The sequence below is a fragment of the Vreelandella aquamarina genome, from assembly GCF_900110265.1.
Classification (GTDB): Bacteria; Pseudomonadota; Gammaproteobacteria; order Pseudomonadales; family Halomonadaceae; genus Vreelandella; species Vreelandella aquamarina.
Window position 1 is genome coordinate 1 of record NZ_FODB01000068.1, and the last position, 16,876, is coordinate 16,876.

The following is a 16,876-nucleotide window of genomic DNA, read 5'->3' on the forward strand; positions in this document are numbered from 1 at the left end:
CACAAGGCACGGCAGATCATCCTCGACTTCGGGCAGGATATCGGGCGCATGACGGTGCTCAAGACGCTGCGGAGCCGACTGCGTTATCCACGAGGAACGCCATGCTGACCGTCAATCGGCGACACTCTATCCACAAGCAGTTCCAAGCGACACGCGATCGCCAGATATGTCGTGCCTGGCGGGTGGAAAGGCATGACAAAACGGGCCGTCAGCACCGATCAGCACGGTGGGTTTTGGCAATAACGGGCTTGCGAAAGCCAACTTGCACGGGGCGAATGATCAAAAAGTGCTCGCTGGCGGTGATAGGGAAAGTGTCGGCGCCGGCTTCACGGATTCAGGTTAGGGTAAGAGCTGCTTGCCTGTGGCCTCGCAAAATCAGACCTTCCGTTAGTCATTTGCCATGTGGCTGCACATAGGTTCTATTTTTAATTTATATAGCATCAAAAAACACCGCACAGGAGTCCTCGGCAGTTATTGCTGCTGTGGTTGCCGTTAATACAAGGAGTCGCTTTCATGGTTGGGCAGGATAGAACGCCACAATATAAAGAAAACAGTCTTTCGTTGGTCGGTGCCGTTGCATTAGGCACCGGCGTGATGATTGGGGCCGGTATTTTTGCGCTAACCGGCCAAATGGCCGAAATGACTGGTCGGCTATTTCCTCTAGCCTTTCTGGCCGCTGCCGTCATTGTCTCTTTCAGCGCTTATTCTTACGTTAAAATGTCCAATACCTTCCCATCAGCAGGTGGGATTGGCATGTATTTACAGAAAGCGTATGGCCCGACGCTTCCCACCGCCTTTCATGCCCTCCTGATGTATTTTTCCATGGTGATCGCACAGAGTTTTTTGGCGAGAACGTTTGGTGCCTACACGCTTGAGTTGTTTGACCTGGGGGATCGTTCACTATTTGTGCCCCTACTCGGGGTTGGTTTACTGCTAATAGCCTTTTTGATCAATTTATCCGCCAACCGCTTGATCGAGACCGTCGCCTCGGTGCTCGGATTTATCAAAATAGGTGGCATTATAGTGTTTGGTATTGTCGGCGTGTTTATTGCCGACTCCATCGAAATGGGTGCTGGCAACGATGCACCTACGCCTACGATAACGGGCTTTTTAGGTGCTACGGCGCTCGGCATACTGGCATTTAAAGGCTTCACGACGATTACCAATAGTGGTTCGGAGCTTAAAGATCCTAAGCGGAATCTTGGCAAAGCTATCACGATCTCGATTGCGCTATGCGTGGTGATCTATGCCCTTGTCGGTTTTGCCGTTGCCAGCAACCTATCTTTGCCTGAAATTATCGAAACCCAAGACTACTCCCTGGCCGCCGCTGCCCGTCCCGCACTGGGTGAAGCGGCAGTTGCGTTTACCGTCATTCTCGCCATGTTAGCAACGGCGGGCGGTATCATCGCCAGCGTCTTTGCCGTTTCACGCATGCTCGCCATGCTGACAGAAATGAAGCTGGTTCCTCACCGCCATTTCCACATGCCCGGCAGTGTACAAAAGCATACACTGGTGTACACCATCGTATTTGGCTTAGTGCTCACCGCTTTTTTTGACCTGAGCCGCATCGCAGCATTAGGCATCATTTTCTACCTGATCATGGATATGGCCATCCACTGGGGTGTGCTTCGTCATCTCAAGGACAGAGTGGGGGCTAATCCTGTTATTCCTAGCATTGCCATACTACTAGATGCTGTCGTGTTAATCGGCTTTTTATGGGTAAAAGCCATTTCGGACCCCATGGTGCTCATCGTTGCTGGCGTAGTAATGGCTACTCTTTTACTCGGCGAATGGATTTTCCTATCCAAACGCGACGCTTCAAACGATAGCGAGCACTCTCACACTCATTAACGTTAATAGCGTTATAGGAGGTACCAAATGGACGTTAGAACCTTTGGTGAATTGATCGATTGGACCCGTCAGTTACACGAGCATCTTGCAGCTTGCCTTGCTCATTGCGCCGATATACACGAAGAAGAGCGCGCTCGCATGTTGCTCAATTACTTAGCTGCACAGGAAGCGGAAATGCAGCGCGTTGTGGCGCGCTTTGAACAGACTGTTGACGCGAAAGCATTAAAAACCTACGTTTATGACTATTTGGAGCATAAACCTATCCGTACGCATCGTACCTGCGATGCGCCCTATTCCACGCTAAGTGTTGACGACATTTGCCGAGAGGTTTTTGATTTCCATGAACAAACGATAAACCTTTATCGAACCCTCGTTGGCAAAGCGGAAATTCCTGAGGCTAAAGAGCTCTTAGATTCCCTTTTAGCACTTGAAGAGCACGAAGCCATGCGCCTTGTTCGCCAAACGGGGAGAATGAACGATGTCTGAAGACCATAACGAGACAAAGGTGAAAGTCACTGTTACATGGGATTGACCTCTGTGCAGCACGTAGCCGAATAATGTCAGCAAAGGGCCTGAATGGGCCCAACAGCTCGCTAGGAGAAGGATCATGGAAATTCGCAAGCATACTCTCGCTCTCGGACTCGCCCTGGCACTCGGTGCCAGTGGTAGCGGCATCGCTCTCGCCCAGAGCATGCCGACCAATCAGCCCAATCAGGGTAGCGGCATGACGGGCGGCAGCGGCGGCCAAGGCGGCATGGGCCCTGACATGATGGGCGGAATGATGGGCGGCGGCCAGGGCGACATGGGGCCCGGCATGATGGGGGGAATGATGAGTGGCGGCCAGGGCGGCATGGGGCCCGGCATGATGAAAGGCATGATGGGTGGCGGGATGATGACCTGCCCGATGATGGGAGGCGCCGGCATGGGCATGATGCGGGAGGTGCTCGACCCGGAGCAGCACGACGAGATGCGCGCGCTGATGCAGGAGCATCGCCCCGCCCAGTTCGAGCGCATGGGCCGCCTGATGAACCTACGCGAGGACCTGATGGCGGAGATGCGCGGCGAGCGCCCCGATCCTGAGGAGGTCCAGGCCCTGCACGGTCGGATGGCCGAGCTTCACGGCGAGATGATGGCCGAGAGGGTGCGTCTGGAAAATACCATGAACGACCTGCTCACCGACGAGCAACGCCAGCAGCTTCAGCAGGCCACCCCTGAGAGTGACGTCGACCCCGAGGACCACGAGGCCCATCACTGACCGGGAGTGTCACAGACTCAGGCAACAGGACGGCCATTGTTGGCCGTCCACTCGGCAACGCCCGCAGGAGACAAGCGATGAGCGATTCACCCCCCAACACGATCACCCTGACGGTCCCCGGCATGGGCAGTGACCACTGTGCCGGCATCGTGCGCAAGACGCTGGAACGCCTCGATGGCGTGGGCGAGATCCAGACCAATATCGCCAACCACCATGTCAGCGTGACCATCGAAGCAGGCGGGCCCGACGGCGACACCTTGAAGGAAGCCGTCGAAGGCGCCGGCTATGACGTGGCCGCCGTCAGTGGTGGTACCGGCATGCAACAGGTCCGCCTGACCGTTCCCGGCATGGGCTCGGACCACTGCGCCGGCATCATCCGCAGTACCCTGGAGCGGCTCGAGGGTATCGAATCAATCGACACCAATATCGCCAGCCATCGCGTCTCTGTGAGTATTGCCGCCGATGGCCCCGATGGCGATGCGCTCAAGCGCGCCGTGGAAGGGGCCGGCTATGAGGTGGCCGCCGTGCAGGCCGACGAGGCGGAGGATGCCGACAGCGACGCCGAGATCGAGGAGGCCTATCTTTCCCAGGCCCGCAAGCGGCTGATCATCGCTGCGGTACCCACCACCCTGATCATGCTGCTGATGATGCCGCACATGTTCTGGCAGCCGATTCCCGGCTACCTGGCCATCATCGCCGTGCTGGCCTTCCCGGTGGTGTTTCTCTATGGCGGTATCGCCACCCACAAGTCGACCTGGCGCTCGCTGAAGAACGGCACCTTCAACATGGACGTGCTGATCTCCATGGGCAGCCTGCCGCCCTACTTGATCGGCCTAGTCGGCTTCGTCTACCCCATGACCTCATTCATCGAGATGGCCGCCACCATCATGACCTTCCACCTGCTGGGCCGTTACCTGGAGGCACTCGCCAAGGGACGCGCCTCCCAGGCCATCCGCCGCCTAATGACCCTGGGTGCCAAGACAGCACGCGTCGAGCGCGATGGCGAGGAAGTCGAGGTGGCGGTGAAGGAGCTGGCCCCGGGCGACATCATGGTCGTGCGCCCCGGCGACAAGATCCCCACCGACGGCGAGGTGGTCGAGGGCGAGAGCCATCTCGACGAGTCCATCGCCACCGGCGAGTCGATACCGGTCTACAAGAGCACCGGGGACAGCGTGATCGGTGCCACCATCAACAAGGAGGGACGCTTGCGGGTCAAGGCGACCCGCGTCGGCGGCGATACCTTCCTCTCCCAAGTGGTGCGGCTGATCGACCAGGCTCAGGGCTCGCGGGTACCGATCCAGGAATTCGCCGATCGCATGACCGGCCGCTTCGTACCGGCGGTGCTGGCCATCGCTCTGGCCAGCCTGGTGGCCTGGGCGCTATTCCCGGATGCCCTGCGACCGATACTCGACTGGGGTGCGACCTTCCTGCCCTGGGTGAACCCCGAGGCCGCCACGCCGGTGCTGGCGATTCTCGCCGCCATCGCAGTGCTAGTCATCGCCTGTCCATGCGCGCTGGGCCTGGCCACCCCCACGGCGCTGATGGTCGGCTCCGGCATCGGTGCCGAGCGTGGCATCCTGATCCGCTCCGGCGAAGCGATCCAGACCTTCAAGGACGTCAAAGTGATGGTGCTCGACAAGACCGGCACCATCACCCGCGGCGAACCAAAACTCACCGAGGCCGTCGTCGCCGAAGGCGCCGACGAAAACCGCCTGCTCACCCTGGCGGCGAGCGTGGAGAACGCCTCGGAGCACCCCATCGCCCGGGCTATCGTCGATGGTGCCCGGGAGCGCGATGTGAAACCCGGCGAGGTCAGCGAGTTCCGTTCCACCGGTGCGCGCGGTGTCTCGGGCAAGGTGGGCGACGAAGTGGTGCTGATCGGCAATCGCCGGTTGCTGGAAGAGGAAGGCGTGACCGGCCTCGAGGCCCTGGATGACGCCATGGGCGAGCTCGAGGGCAAGGGCCGCACCGTGGTAATCGTCGCCGCCGACGGCCAGGCACTCGGCCTAGTGGCCGTGGCCGACACCCTCAAGCAGGAGTCGGTGGAGGCCATCCGCGGCATGCATGATCTCGGTCTGCACGTGGTGATGATCACCGGCGACAACGAACGCGCCGCCCGCGCCGTGGCTGAAGAGGTGGGCATCGACGAGGTCCAGGCCGGTGTGCTGCCGGAAGGCAAGGTTGATGCCATCCGCGCGCTGCAGGAACAACACGGCAACCACGTGGCCATGGTCGGCGACGGCATCAACGACGCCGCGGCACTGAAGCAGGCCAACGTGGGCATCGCCATCGGTGCCGGGGCCGACGTGGCCATCGAGGCGGCGGACGTGACCCTGGTACGCGGCGAGCTCACCGCCGTGGTGGACGCCATGCACCTCTCGCGAGCCACCTTCGCCAAGATCGTCCAGAACCTGATCTGGGCCAGCGCCTATAACGTGGCCGCCATCCCCATCGCCGCCATCGGCCTGTTGCACCCGATGATCGGCGTCATCGCCATGACCACCAGCTCCCTCTCGGTGATCGGCAACTCGCTGCTGCTCAAGCGGCGTTACGCCCGTGAGCAGCCCCGCGGAGAGCCTTCCACTGCCACCCCATCGGTCCAAGCCAAAGGCGACCGCTCATGAAACGACCAGAATCCACCAAGCCCCCCTCGGGAGAGGCCGAATCACAGAAAGAGCCGTCTTCCCCTACCGCGGCACTCCATAAATGGATGATGACCGCCTGCGTGGTGCTGATGGGAGGCGCCGTGCTGCTGTTCATGTGGGGCGGGCAATCACTGAGCAGCGGCGCCTGGCTGCTGCTGCCCCTGGCCCTCTGTCTCGGCATGCACTTCCTGATGCACCGTCATGTCGGGCATGATCAGCGCGACCGAGATGAATAGCAGATATAAAAAACAGGACAATCGGCATCGATGCCAGACACGCAATGCCGATGCCGTTCTGGTACGTTACATTAGGAACAGTCAGGACAGATGTTATGCCGAGGGTGGCGATCAGGCAGTTATAACAGATCCAGACATCATTTTCTTACAGATCGTCCATCCTCCCAGTCTGCCGAACAAGGCGCATCGCTTCATGCTGTTCCAGCTCAAGAAGGGATTCAAGCAACTCCCTTGCTTCAGGAATCTCCGCCTTGCCAACCAAGTTACGATAGAGATCTGTCACTTGATCATGGAAGTCGAAAATCTCCCGACAGATTTCATTGAAACCCAGCGCAGCATAGGGTGCATCACAGGTCCGATGCGTCCGGATCGGCCTGTGTTCCAGATAATCATATACATAGGTATTCAATGCTTTGGGGTCCGCTCTACTCTTTAACTCACCAACAACATACTCCATCTCATGCTCATGAGCTGCCAGATAATTAAGGAGCATCTTGGCACGCTCTTCTTCATTATGATCGGCACAGTGAGAAAGACAGCGCGCCAAATGCTCATGCAGCTGCCGTGTCCAGTCAATCAGGTCACCAAAGGTCCGAACCTCCATGATCCTTATCCTTAATAGTTAATGAGAATGAGTATTATCGTTTGAACTAGAAGCGCCGTTACGAGACAAAAAGAGTCCCTCGGCAATCAAGATAGCCGCCATGACAATCGTTGCGACGATTAGCACCAGGGGATCTGTCGTCGCTTTCACCCAAAGGAAGCCTGCCAGCACGACGGCATCCAGCAGTATCGCAATAACCAGCACGATTGGGTTGGCACCGACCTCCTTGCGAAGATGACGCAACACTCCCCAATGAACAGCAATATCCATGATCAAGTAAAAAGTGATACCAAGTGCTGCGATACGGCTAAGGTCAAAGAAAGCCGTCAGAACCAAACCAAGCACGACCGTATAAACCAGGGTATGCTTCTGGATACTGCCTGGCATATGAAAGTGACGATGCGGCACCAGTTCCATTTCCGTCAGCATTGCCAACATGCGTGAGACCGCAAATATACTGGCAATGATACCACCCGCGGTGGCCAGCATGGCGAGAATGACGGTGAACCAGACGGCGGCCTCCCCCAGCGCAGGACGGGCAGCAGCCGCCAACGAATAATCTTTCGTTTCGATTATCTCGCTCAGCGACAGATTACTGGCGACAGCGAAGCCCACCAGCGCATAGATCACCACACACAGGGCGATCGAGATCATGATCGCCCTGCCGACGTTGCGATGGGGATCTTTTATCTCTGAACCACTATTGGTGATCGTCGTGAACCCCTTGAAGGCCAGGATCCCCAACGCGGTTGCTCCTAGAAAGCCTGACAGAGATCCCTCGGGCGTCGACGCCGAGGTTTCCATGCCGACCGAGTCGGCGATGATGACACCGACGACCCCGAACAAGATGATCCCACCAATTTTTATGAACCCGAGTACTGACGCAACACCCTGAATCAGCTTGTTGGCGGAGAGGTTTAGTAAAAATGCAGATATCAGCAGCGCAACACCCAATAAGGGGACAAGCAGTGACCTATCCCCAAAATCGAAAAGCTCTAGCGTGTAGGACCCAAAGGTTCTCGCCAAAAAGCTTTGTGCTATCACCATGGAGAAATACATTAAAAGCGCATGGAAAGCGGTGGTCAGAGTTGGTCCATAAGCCTTGCTGAGGTACATGCCAATACCACCAGCTGACGGATAGGCATTGGACATTTTCACGTAGGAATAAGCACTGAAAGAGACGATTAGTGCCGCTGACAAGAAGGCTAACGGGAAAAGCACTCCCGTCATCTCGGCCATCTGTCCCGTCAAAGCAAAAATACCAGCGCCAATCATGACCCCGGTCCCTAAGGCAATCGCACCGACCAGTGAGAGGCTATTCTGCTTGTGAGGCTATTCTGCTTGTACTGTGGCGTTCTATCCATAGACTCCATCACCTCTCTCCTGGGTGAATGAAACCAGACCCTACCGAAAGCCCTCTTGACGCTCTGAGACTCACCAGATGACAAATGGTAGAGTGTGGTTAGATACATTGAAATCAAAGTGTAGAACCTATGCGCTACCCAATAGTCAATTATTTTCTTTGGATACAACCTCCGAACCTAACCGATGACGACGCGCCATCCACAGCATCAACGGCGGCAAGATCAACCACTGTAGTAACGGCGAGAGGCCCGTGCCCAACCACGGCACACGGGGCATCAGCTGCGCATACTCCCACCGTTGACTGAATAGCGTAGCGTGCCACTCCATCGCCACCGTGATACCGACGCCCACCAGCACGAAGCCCACGCACTCCTTGGCCCCATAGCCCCGAAGCCAGTCATGACGTCGATGCCATACGGCCACCGACCAATACGCCATCAACGTGATCAATACATCGCCAAGGGCTGCCTGGATACAAGCCTGCACAGCTTCCCAATGTGGCATCACAGGCATGCCCGCATACAACGGAACCTGAAGAAACTCCCAGGGAAGATTCAGCAGAAAGGCAAATAACGCTACATGAAGCTCCCTAGCCGAGCGGACCACGCGTAGTTTCCTGCAGCGCTTACCCTGAGGCTAGCCTTGCGTATAGAGGCTAGCCTTGCGTATAGATGTGAATACCATTCAATGGCAGCTCCAAGGCTCCTTCTTTGCATTATCTTTTATGTTTTGGTCAACAAATCGATAATGCTCCTCCTTGAAGCGGTTCCACCAACCACGACTGATTTCGACCGCATATTTGTCGAGAATATCTTCGACGCAGTCGAGGCAGAGACGTGAGGCATCATAGGCCAGGTGAAGCTTTAGTTTCTTCTCATCGAACGAAACACTGTCTAGCCCGTATAGCTCATCAATATCTGCAACAGCCGCTTTCACCGCATCCAGATCGCTGGAATCAAGCTTTAAGTGTCGGTTCACCAAGGTCGTTTCAGAAACTCCCAACCGATGCTCTCTGTGTGCCATGAGAATTCTCCTCGTACTGTAATATCGTTAACGTTCTTCCAATATTATCGACATACCTCATATCACTTGTCTTGCTTATCGGTCCGATGTAGCAACCATGGTTCGCTGACTACGACATGCAGTGGTGACCAGGAACGCACCTGCTGCCAACATTGGTACCGTCAACAACTGTCCCATAGTGAGCCAATCAAAGGCGATGAAGCCCAATTGAGGATCGGGTAAGCGCACAAACTCCACGATGAAACGGAAGGTGCCATACAGAAGCAGGAATAGACCCGAGATAAGCCCTTGAGTTTGCGGTTTCCGTGACACCCACCACAACACGACAAACAGCACCACACCCTCCAGGGCAAACTCGTAGAGTGCTGATGGATGGCGGGGTTCAGGCCCCAAGCCCAGCATGGGAGGGAAGATCATCGCCCAGGGCACGTCGCTGGCCCTCCCCGGCAACTCGTGATTGATGAAGTTGCCCAGACGCCCTGCCCCCAGACCGATCGGCACCAGCGGGGCGATGAAATCGGTCAGCTGAAGGTAGGCCAGGCGGTGACGGCGAGCGAACAGCCAGGCGGTGACGGCGAGCGAACAGCCAGGCGGCTACCAGCACGCCGGCAAGACCTCCATGGAAACTCATGCCCCCTTCCCAAATCTTGAAAAGCCATAGGGGGTTGGCTATCAGCTGGTCGAGCCCGTAGAACAGCACATAGCCCAAGCGCCCTCCAATGATGACGCCCAGAGCGCCATAGAAGATCAGGTCGCCGATATCATCATGGGTCAAGCCGAGGCGGTGCGCTCGCCGCCGCCCCAGCCACCATGCGGCCGTCAGCCCCACCACGTACATTAGGCCATACCAATGTAGCTGTACCGGTCCGAGGGAAAATGCCACTGGATCGATCTGTGGGTACGCAATCATGGCAATTTCCTCGCGCCCTTCAGGCTTCTATGAATCGCTCGACGCTACGCCAGCGGGTTAGCAAATAGCCAAGCGTGCTTTCTTATCTACCAGCATAGCCTAATGGCCTGAATACAAACTGAATCTTGACTCACGAAGTGCAAATTCAACCTAATTCCAGGGGGCATCGCTAGTGCACCTCACATCAAGTACCACTGACGATTCGTGTTAGGCTGGGAGCCCTCGAGATACGGCATTCGCGTATCTAGAATGTGCCACCCAGCCTTGTCGATCCTGACGTTATGCATGATTCACATGGCGGCATTTCCACAGGTAGTAGACACAGGGCAACACCAGAAGCGTCAGTATCACTGCGCTCAACATCCCCCCCACCATCGGGGCCGCAATGCGGCTGACCACCTCGGAACCCGTGCCGGAGCTGTACATCAGTGGCAGAAGACCGGCAATGGTCGAGACCGATGTCATCATTACCGGTCTCACCCTGAGAGCAGCACCGTGCAGCACGGCGTGGCGAAGAGTCTCCCGACGGGGTTGTACTCCCTTGTGTTGGCAGCCCTCGAGCATCTGCTGATAGGCCTGGTTGAGATATACGAGCATGATCACTCCGATCTCGACTGCCACCCCGGCCAGAGCGATAAACCCCACTCCCACGGCCACGGAGAAGTTATAGCCCAGCAGGTACATCAACCAGATAGCCCCTACCATGGCCAGCGGCAGCGTGCCCATGATGATGGCTACCTCACTGAAGCGTTTGAAACTCATGTAGAGCAGGATCACTATGATTGCCAATGTGAGAGGCACCACATAGCTCAACTTCTCTTTGGCACGCAACATGTATTCATACTGCCCGGACCACGTCACCGAATAACCGGCGGGCAAATCGAGCTCGTCCGCCACGACGTCCATGGCGCGCTGCACATAGGTACCGACATCCACGCCTTCGATATCCACGAAGGTCCAACCGTTGGGACGTGCGTTCTCGCTCTTGATCGCCGGTGGTCCGTCCTCCACGTAGATGTCCGCCACGTCGGCTAGAGCGATGCGCTGCCCATTGGCGGTCACGATCGGCAGCTCGGCCAGTCGCTCGGGGGAGTCCCGGTAATCCTGTGGGTAGCGCAGGTTGACCGGGTAGCGCTCCAAGCCCTCGATGGTCTGAGTGATGTTCTGACCACCGATAGCGGTCGCCACCACTTGTTGCACGTCGGCAATGTTCAGGCCATAGCGCGCCGCCTGAGCGCGGTTGATATCAACCTTGATATAGCGACCTCCGGCCACCCGCTCGGAATAGACCGACGCAGTACCGGGAACATCGGCAAGGATCGTCTCCAGCTGCTGTCCGATGGACTGAATCTGCTTGAGATCTTCTCCGCCCACCTTGATGCCCACCGGCGTCTTGATCCCGGTTGCCAGCATATCGATGCGCGTCGAGATGGGCATCACCCAGGCATTGGATACCCCCGGTATCCGCACCAGGCTGTCGAGTTCCTTCTTGAGCTTGTCGGTGGTCATCCCCTCTCGCCACTCGTCCCGCGGTTTGAGCTGAATGAAAGTCTCGACCATGGTCAGCGGCGCAGGGTCGGTAGCCGTGTCGGCCCGTCCGATCTTGCCAAACACCGTGTCCACCTCCGGTACGCTGGCAATCAGTTTATCGGTCTGCTGAAGGAGCTCCCGCGCCTTGCCGATCGACAGCCCTGGATAAGTGGTCGGCATGTACATCAAGTCGCCTTCATCCAGGGGTGGAATAAACTCGCTGCCAATCTTGCTGACCGGCCAGAAACCCACCAGGGTTATCGCCAGCACCAAGGCGATCGTCGTCTTCGGGAAACTCAATACTGCCTTGAGTACTGGCATATAGACCCCGACCAGCAATCGATTGACCGGATTCTTGTGCTCAGGAATTACGCGGCCACGGATTAAGTAGCCCATCAGCACCGGAACCAAGGTGACCGCCAACCCGGCACTGGCTGCCATGGCATAGGTCTTGGTGAAGGCGAGCGGCGAGAACATCCGCCCCTCTTGGGCCTCGAGGGTAAAGACAGGAACAAAGCTGACAGTGATGATCAGCAAGCTGAAGAAAAGCGCCGGCCCCACCTCCACCGCCGAATCGGCCACCACCTTCCACCGGTTTTCGGACGTCAGCGGTGTACGCTCCATGTGCTTGTGCAAGTTCTCGATCAACACGACGGCACCATCGATCATGGCCCCGATCGCAATGGCGATACCCGCAAGCGACATGATGTTGGCGTTCATACCTTGCCAGTTCATGATGATGAAGGCAGTGAGAATGCCCATCGGTAGGCTGATCATCGCCACCAGTGCAGAGCGCAGGTGGAACAGAAAGAGTACGCACACCAACGCCACGATGGCCAGTTCCTCGAGCAGACCACGCAACAGGTTGTCCACCGCCTTCTCGATCAAGCCTGAACGGTCGTAGACCGTCACGACCTCCACCCCCTCCGGCAGGCTGGACTGGAGCTGCTCAAGCTTGGCCTTGACGCCATCGATCGTTTTCTGGGCATTCTCTCCTGTGCGCATGACGACGATGCCGCCGACGGTCTCACCTTCCCCGTTCAATTCGGCAATGCCACGGCGCATCTGGGGTCCCACTCCAATGTCGGCAACATCCTTGAGCAGCAGAGGCGTTCCGTTGTCATCCACACCCAGCGGAATACTGGCAAGATCCTCACGACTCTGGATATAACCAGTGGCGCGCACCATATACTCGGCTTCGGCCATCTCAACGACCGAGGCGCCAACCTCCTGATTGGCCCGCTGTATGGCAGTCTGGATGTGGGCCAGCGGGATGTCGAAGGCACGCAGTTTCTCCGGATCCACCACCACTTGGTATTGCTTGACCATGCCGCCAAGCGCCGCGACTTCAGAAACGCCCGATACGGTCTGAAGCTCATACTTCAGGAACCAGTCTTGCAGGCTGCGCAGCTCACTGAGGTCATGTTGGCCGGTCCTGTCGATCAGAGCGTAGAGATAGACCCAACCCACGCCAGTGGCATCAGGGCCAAGCTGTGGGCGCGCACTGTCCGGCAGCGTGGGCGCTACCTGAGAAAGGTACTCCAGCACACGGGAGCGCGCCCAGTAGGGATCGGTGTCTTCGTCGAAAATCACATAGACGTAGGAGTCGCCGAAGAAGGAGTAGCCGCGTACCGTTACTGCCCCGGGAACCGACAGCATGGCCGTGGTGAGCGGGTAGGTGACTTGATCTTCGACGACCTGCGGAGCCTGGCCCGGGTAGTTGGTCTTGATGATCACCTGCACATCTGACAAGTCCGGTAGAGCATCAATCGGGGTATTCTTGACTGAATAGATTCCCGCCCCCGCCAGAATCACGGCAGCAAGAAGCACGAGAAAACGGTTGCTTATTGACCAACGGATCAACGCAGGAATCATTACTTGCTCTCCCCAGTTGCATGGCTTTGATGGCTCATCGCGTCTTGCTGGCCGCGTTCCGCATTACTGGTTTCTCCGTGATCCATGCCCTCATCGCTGGGTGCTTTAGTCTTATCATCGTCAACATGCACACCGCGTAGAGCGAACTTGTCTTCCGCAATCCGTTCGAGTTCGGCATGGATGTCCATACCGTCTTTCAGCTGTTCAAGGCTAACCGTATCAGCAACCTGGAAATCCATGCTCATGGCCGGCCAGTTCCACGCCGCGATGGGGGCATGGGATAGCGTCACCATGCCATGATCTGGCATGACATCTTCGATGCGTGCTGGCACCCATACGGTCTCAACAAGGGAATTCTCATCGGCCTCTTCAGCACTGTCACTATGGTCCATTCGTCGAAAGTCTGATGTTCGACTTGACTCGGAATCCAGAAGGAACTGAGCCGACGTAACGATGCGATCGCCCTCCTCAAGGCCCGATAATATCTCGACGGTTTCCCAACCCACGCGTCCAACGTCGACTTCGATCGATTTGAATTTTCCATCACCCAATGCAAGAACGACACGCGACTGGCTTCCGGTGCGAATCAAGGCCTCACGGGGTATTTGCAATGCCTCCAACGTCGTGTTTGACATAATGGTCAGCTGAGAAAACATTCCAGGTTTTAGCGCCAGGTCATCGTTAGCGAAACGCACCCTTACACGAGCCGTACGCGTCTCACTATCAATACTTGGATATATATAGTCCACCACCCCTGTCCACTCCCGTTCGGGTAGATAGTCAAGAGTCATGCGAACCTCATCTCCCTCAGCGATCAACGCTGCCTGGCGCTCAAACACCTCTCCGACAGCCCACACATGATCAAGAACGCCAATACTCATCATGCTCATTCCTGGCTGTACGAACATTCCTTCACGCACCTGCAAATTATCCAGGACGCCACTTTGGGGCGCACGCAAGATGATCGCCTGACTCACTTGACGACTGTCCCTTAGCTTCTGGATAGCCTCATTGGGCACCTGTAACGCGCGCAGCCTTTCCAAGGCGGCAGAAATCAGACGTTGGTTGCCGCGGTTCATTGCAAGCAACAATTCTTCCTGTGCATTCACGAGCGTCGGCGAATAGATCGAGTAGAGCGGTTGACCTTGGGTAACACGATCGCCTTCGGACTTGGCAAATAACTTTTCTATCCACCCCTCGACGCGGGGGTGGATATGCACCAACTTGTCTTCATCGTATTGGACATAGCCAACTGTCCTTACCGTGGCGTCAAATGTATCCTTTTCGACAACGCCCGTTTTAACACCAAAATTGTTGACGACATCAGGAGAAATCTTGACTGTTCCTGGGGTGTCCCCTTCGTCTTGATCATCATAAACAGGCACTAGATCCATCCCCATCGGGGATTTTCCAGGCTTGTCTCGCTTGTAGTTGGGATCCATCGGCGCCACCCAGTAAAGGGGAGTGCGTTCTCCACTCTCTTCCCCACCAGTCTTATTACTATCTTTTCCAATAGCCGTTTCTACTGCGTTCAGGACGAATGTCTTCCCTCCCAGAACCATACTGCCGGACACGCCCAACAGGACGCCTAACGATATAACGAAAAAGTACCTACCCATTTGATTCATCGTGATGTCTCATTCCAGACTTGAGAAGTCGTGAGTTAGCGTGAAGACGTGCCTTGGGACAGCAGGTAGTTGATATCCGAGATCACCTTGAGTCGTTGGGCTTTCAGGCCTATGAGCTCCACACTCGCATTGGTTTCATCAATTCGTGCCCGCACGGCTTCTGCAAAATCACCATCGTCATTGTTATAGGCATTCAGAGAGGCTTCGGCCTGCTCGCTCAGCTCGGGCAATAATCGTTGCGTATACAGGGTTAATCGTTCATCGAGGCGCGCCAACTTAACCCAATTGGTTTCCAGCTGGGCAATCAATTCACGAACCAAGGTTTCTCTCTCGTACCGGACCGCTTCATGACGTGATGCCGCTGCTGCGACATTCTTGTCCTGACGATTTTCCGTGAACACAGGTAGATCGAAGGCCACTCCCACAGAGAACAGGTCGGACCGGCGTCCGCCCATAGGGTCGTCCTCGCGGTAGCCGTACTGTGCCGATACACCCCATTCTGGTTTGTACTGCTGCCTCGCCACATCGACCCCAGTCTCCATGGCATCTATCTTCTGCTCCAATGCCAGCACTGCAGGGTGACGCCTCACTCGCTCATACCACAGCTGACGACTGGGACGTTCAGCGTCAGTGAAGAGGCTTGGCTCTACCAAAACAAGCTCGGGGAAGTCTTCCGCTATCGGTAGCATCGCCTCACTCCCCAACCATTCAGTTAACTGCCGCTCTTCTGCCTCTTGTTGCTGTCTGAGATCGGTCAAGCGATCCTCCAGGCGAGTCAGCTCCAACTGAGCACGAATCACATCGTCTTGGCGGGTCATTCCGAAGGCGGACGCATAGCTCACCTCGGCCACCTCCGCTAGCTGCTCAAACAAGCTACGATCACGCTCTATCCGACTGATGCTCAGCTGAGCACGAGTGGCCTCCAGCCAAAGCTGGCTAACCGTAGCCTCGACTCTGGCTTCCCTATCCTGCCGCAACATCGGCTGTTGGGCGGCAAGCTGCTGCTTTTGTTGCTTGGCAAGCGCCAGGCTATCTCCTCTGGGAAATTTCTGACTGATTCCTACGCTGAACTGGGTCATACCTTCTTGATTCAAGTCAAAGGTATCAACCGGCAGATTTCCCGCTTTCAATGAAATCTGGGGATCAGGGAGCTGGGCCGATGCAATGGCCTCGTTCTCAAGGGCGGTTTCAATGGACGCACTTCCGGTTAACCAGGGGTCCTGATCAATGGCTATCTGTATCGCTTTTTGTAAATTGTCCGTTTCACTTCCGGCAACAGCAATAGCCGGCATCCAGGCGACACCCAAGACACCGCTGAATAACAATGCAGCCTTGATCACAGCGGCCCTCCAAACAAAAGGATTACGCTCAAAAAAATACAGAAAATTTAATAAAATAAATAATCAAACATTAAAAACTACGTTTATTAATTACTTTAAAATCATTAAACGAAACATTTAAAGTAATTGTTGGCCAGCATTAGCCGGCCAACTTTAATTTATCACTGAATGTCTACATGCAGACTGTACCGGTGTGTATCACTATCCCCAAGCCCCCCCGTCTCTCCTGAAACAATCAAGCGGTACTCGCCTGCATCGAGTCTCTCATCAATTTTGAAGTCTCCATTGACAGAATTAGCTTCCGAAACGATATTGCCGGATGCGTCCATCAGTTTTGCTTTCATGTGAAGCGCAAAGTTTGATGACCCAGGAAAGTGCTCACTAGCTATCTTGACCTCGGAGCTTTCGTTTAATGAGAGCACATACTCATGAGCAAACCCTCTGGTCAATATTTCACTAGGTGTAACTCCCTCCGTCAGCTGTTTGGCCTGAGATTCAGACTATCCAAAGTGTGCGAATGCTGGTATGGCAACTACGCTAATGATTGCGGCGGCAAGTGACGTTTTGATTTTCATTTTAACTCTCCATTCCTGTTTGATGACACGCTTAGAATA

At 55.9% G+C, this 16,876-nt stretch carries 13 protein-coding genes and 1 pseudogene; 5 read left to right on the forward strand and 9 right to left on the reverse strand.

What is annotated here, in order from left to right; translation table 11 throughout:
• Window positions 1–513: 513 nt before the first annotated feature.
• The 5 genes from BMY49_RS15165 (at window position 514) to BMY49_RS17600 (ending at window position 5,987) form a co-directional block, all read left to right on the forward strand.
• Complete coding sequence (locus BMY49_RS15165) at window positions 514–1,851, forward strand: APC family permease (protein WP_089675952.1); 1,338 nt, start codon at window positions 514–516, stop codon at window positions 1,849–1,851.
• 27 nt (window positions 1,852–1,878) lie between these two features.
• On the forward strand, window positions 1,879–2,337 hold the full coding sequence (locus BMY49_RS15170) for a hypothetical protein (protein WP_044630612.1): 459 nt from the start codon (window positions 1,879–1,881) through the stop codon (window positions 2,335–2,337).
• 121 nt (window positions 2,338–2,458) lie between these two features.
• Window positions 2,459–3,106: a Spy/CpxP family protein refolding chaperone gene (locus BMY49_RS15175; RefSeq protein WP_023004785.1), complete on the forward strand. Its 648-nt coding sequence runs from the start codon at window positions 2,459–2,461 to the stop codon at window positions 3,104–3,106.
• Window positions 3,107–3,183: 77 nt separating this feature from the next.
• On the forward strand, window positions 3,184–5,730 hold the full coding sequence (locus tag BMY49_RS15180) for a heavy metal translocating P-type ATPase (RefSeq protein WP_044630611.1): 2,547 nt from the start codon (window positions 3,184–3,186) through the stop codon (window positions 5,728–5,730).
• Window positions 5,727–5,987, forward strand: a complete 261-nt coding sequence (locus BMY49_RS17600; protein WP_058577548.1) for a DUF2933 domain-containing protein — start codon at window positions 5,727–5,729, stop codon at window positions 5,985–5,987. The genes BMY49_RS15180 and BMY49_RS17600 overlap by 4 nt, the downstream gene beginning before the upstream one ends.
• A 145-nt stretch (window positions 5,988–6,132) precedes the next feature.
• Here BMY49_RS17600 and BMY49_RS15190 read toward each other — a convergent pair whose 3' ends face one another.
• From BMY49_RS15190 to BMY49_RS17285, 9 genes and pseudogenes are all read right to left on the reverse strand, one after another.
• Entirely contained in the window at window positions 6,133–6,591 is a 459-nt protein-coding gene (locus BMY49_RS15190) for a hypothetical protein (RefSeq protein WP_023007325.1), read from the reverse strand.
• A gap of 18 nt (window positions 6,592–6,609) precedes the next feature.
• Entirely contained in the window at window positions 6,610–7,899 is a 1,290-nt protein-coding gene (locus BMY49_RS15195) for an APC family permease (protein ID WP_371827834.1), read from the reverse strand.
• 201 nt (window positions 7,900–8,100) lie between these two features.
• Entirely contained in the window at window positions 8,101–8,460 is a 360-nt protein-coding gene (locus BMY49_RS15200) for a hypothetical protein (RefSeq protein WP_197931369.1), read from the reverse strand.
• Between the two features lie 180 nt (window positions 8,461–8,640).
• Window positions 8,641–8,979, reverse strand: coding sequence for a hypothetical protein (locus tag BMY49_RS15205; protein ID WP_044630609.1), 339 nt, complete (start codon window positions 8,977–8,979; stop codon window positions 8,641–8,643).
• 75 nt (window positions 8,980–9,054) lie between these two features.
• Window positions 9,055–9,889: pseudogene (gene lgt / locus BMY49_RS15210) on the reverse strand (prolipoprotein diacylglyceryl transferase).
• 279 nt (window positions 9,890–10,168) lie between these two features.
• Entirely contained in the window at window positions 10,169–13,294 is a 3,126-nt protein-coding gene (locus BMY49_RS15215) for an efflux RND transporter permease subunit (protein WP_062363013.1), read from the reverse strand.
• The gene (locus BMY49_RS15220; RefSeq protein ID WP_062363016.1) at window positions 13,294–14,922 is read right to left on the reverse strand and encodes an efflux RND transporter periplasmic adaptor subunit; all 1,629 of its coding nucleotides are present in this window, start codon (window positions 14,920–14,922) and stop codon (window positions 13,294–13,296) included. The genes BMY49_RS15215 and BMY49_RS15220 overlap by 1 nt, the downstream gene beginning before the upstream one ends.
• Window positions 14,923–14,957: 35 nt before the next feature.
• The gene (locus BMY49_RS15225) at window positions 14,958–16,262 is read right to left on the reverse strand and encodes a TolC family protein (protein ID WP_228169061.1); all 1,305 of its coding nucleotides are present in this window, start codon (window positions 16,260–16,262) and stop codon (window positions 14,958–14,960) included.
• Window positions 16,263–16,423: 161 nt separating this feature from the next.
• On the reverse strand, window positions 16,424–16,606 hold the full coding sequence (locus tag BMY49_RS17285; protein ID WP_143058144.1) for a hypothetical protein: 183 nt from the start codon (window positions 16,604–16,606) through the stop codon (window positions 16,424–16,426).
• Between the last annotated feature and the right edge of the window lie 270 nt (window positions 16,607–16,876).

Excerpts from the sequence above, each read along its gene's own strand:
- BMY49_RS15165 (WP_089675952.1), top strand. The coding sequence starts at position 514 with ATGGTTGGGCAGGATAGAACGCCACAATATAAAGAAAACAGTCTTTCG.
- BMY49_RS15170 (WP_044630612.1), top strand. The coding sequence starts at position 1,879 with ATGGACGTTAGAACCTTTGGTGAATTGATCGATTGGACCCGTCAGTTA.
- BMY49_RS15175 (WP_023004785.1), top strand. The coding sequence starts at position 2,459 with ATGGAAATTCGCAAGCATACTCTCGCTCTCGGACTCGCCCTGGCACTC.
- BMY49_RS15180 (WP_044630611.1), top strand. The coding sequence starts at position 3,184 with ATGAGCGATTCACCCCCCAACACGATCACCCTGACGGTCCCCGGCATG.
- BMY49_RS17600 (WP_058577548.1), top strand. The coding sequence starts at position 5,727 with ATGAAACGACCAGAATCCACCAAGCCCCCCTCGGGAGAGGCCGAATCA.
- BMY49_RS15190 (WP_023007325.1), bottom strand. The coding sequence starts at position 6,591 with ATGGAGGTTCGGACCTTTGGTGACCTGATTGACTGGACACGGCAGCTG.
- BMY49_RS15200 (WP_197931369.1), bottom strand. The coding sequence starts at position 8,460 with ATGCCACATTGGGAAGCTGTGCAGGCTTGTATCCAGGCAGCCCTTGGC.
- BMY49_RS15205 (WP_044630609.1), bottom strand. The coding sequence starts at position 8,979 with ATGGCACACAGAGAGCATCGGTTGGGAGTTTCTGAAACGACCTTGGTG.
- BMY49_RS15215 (WP_062363013.1), bottom strand. The coding sequence starts at position 13,294 with ATGATTCCTGCGTTGATCCGTTGGTCAATAAGCAACCGTTTTCTCGTG.
- BMY49_RS15220 (WP_062363016.1), bottom strand. The coding sequence starts at position 14,922 with ATGAATCAAATGGGTAGGTACTTTTTCGTTATATCGTTAGGCGTCCTG.
- BMY49_RS17285 (WP_143058144.1), bottom strand. The coding sequence starts at position 16,606 with ATGAAAGCAAAACTGATGGACGCATCCGGCAATATCGTTTCGGAAGCT.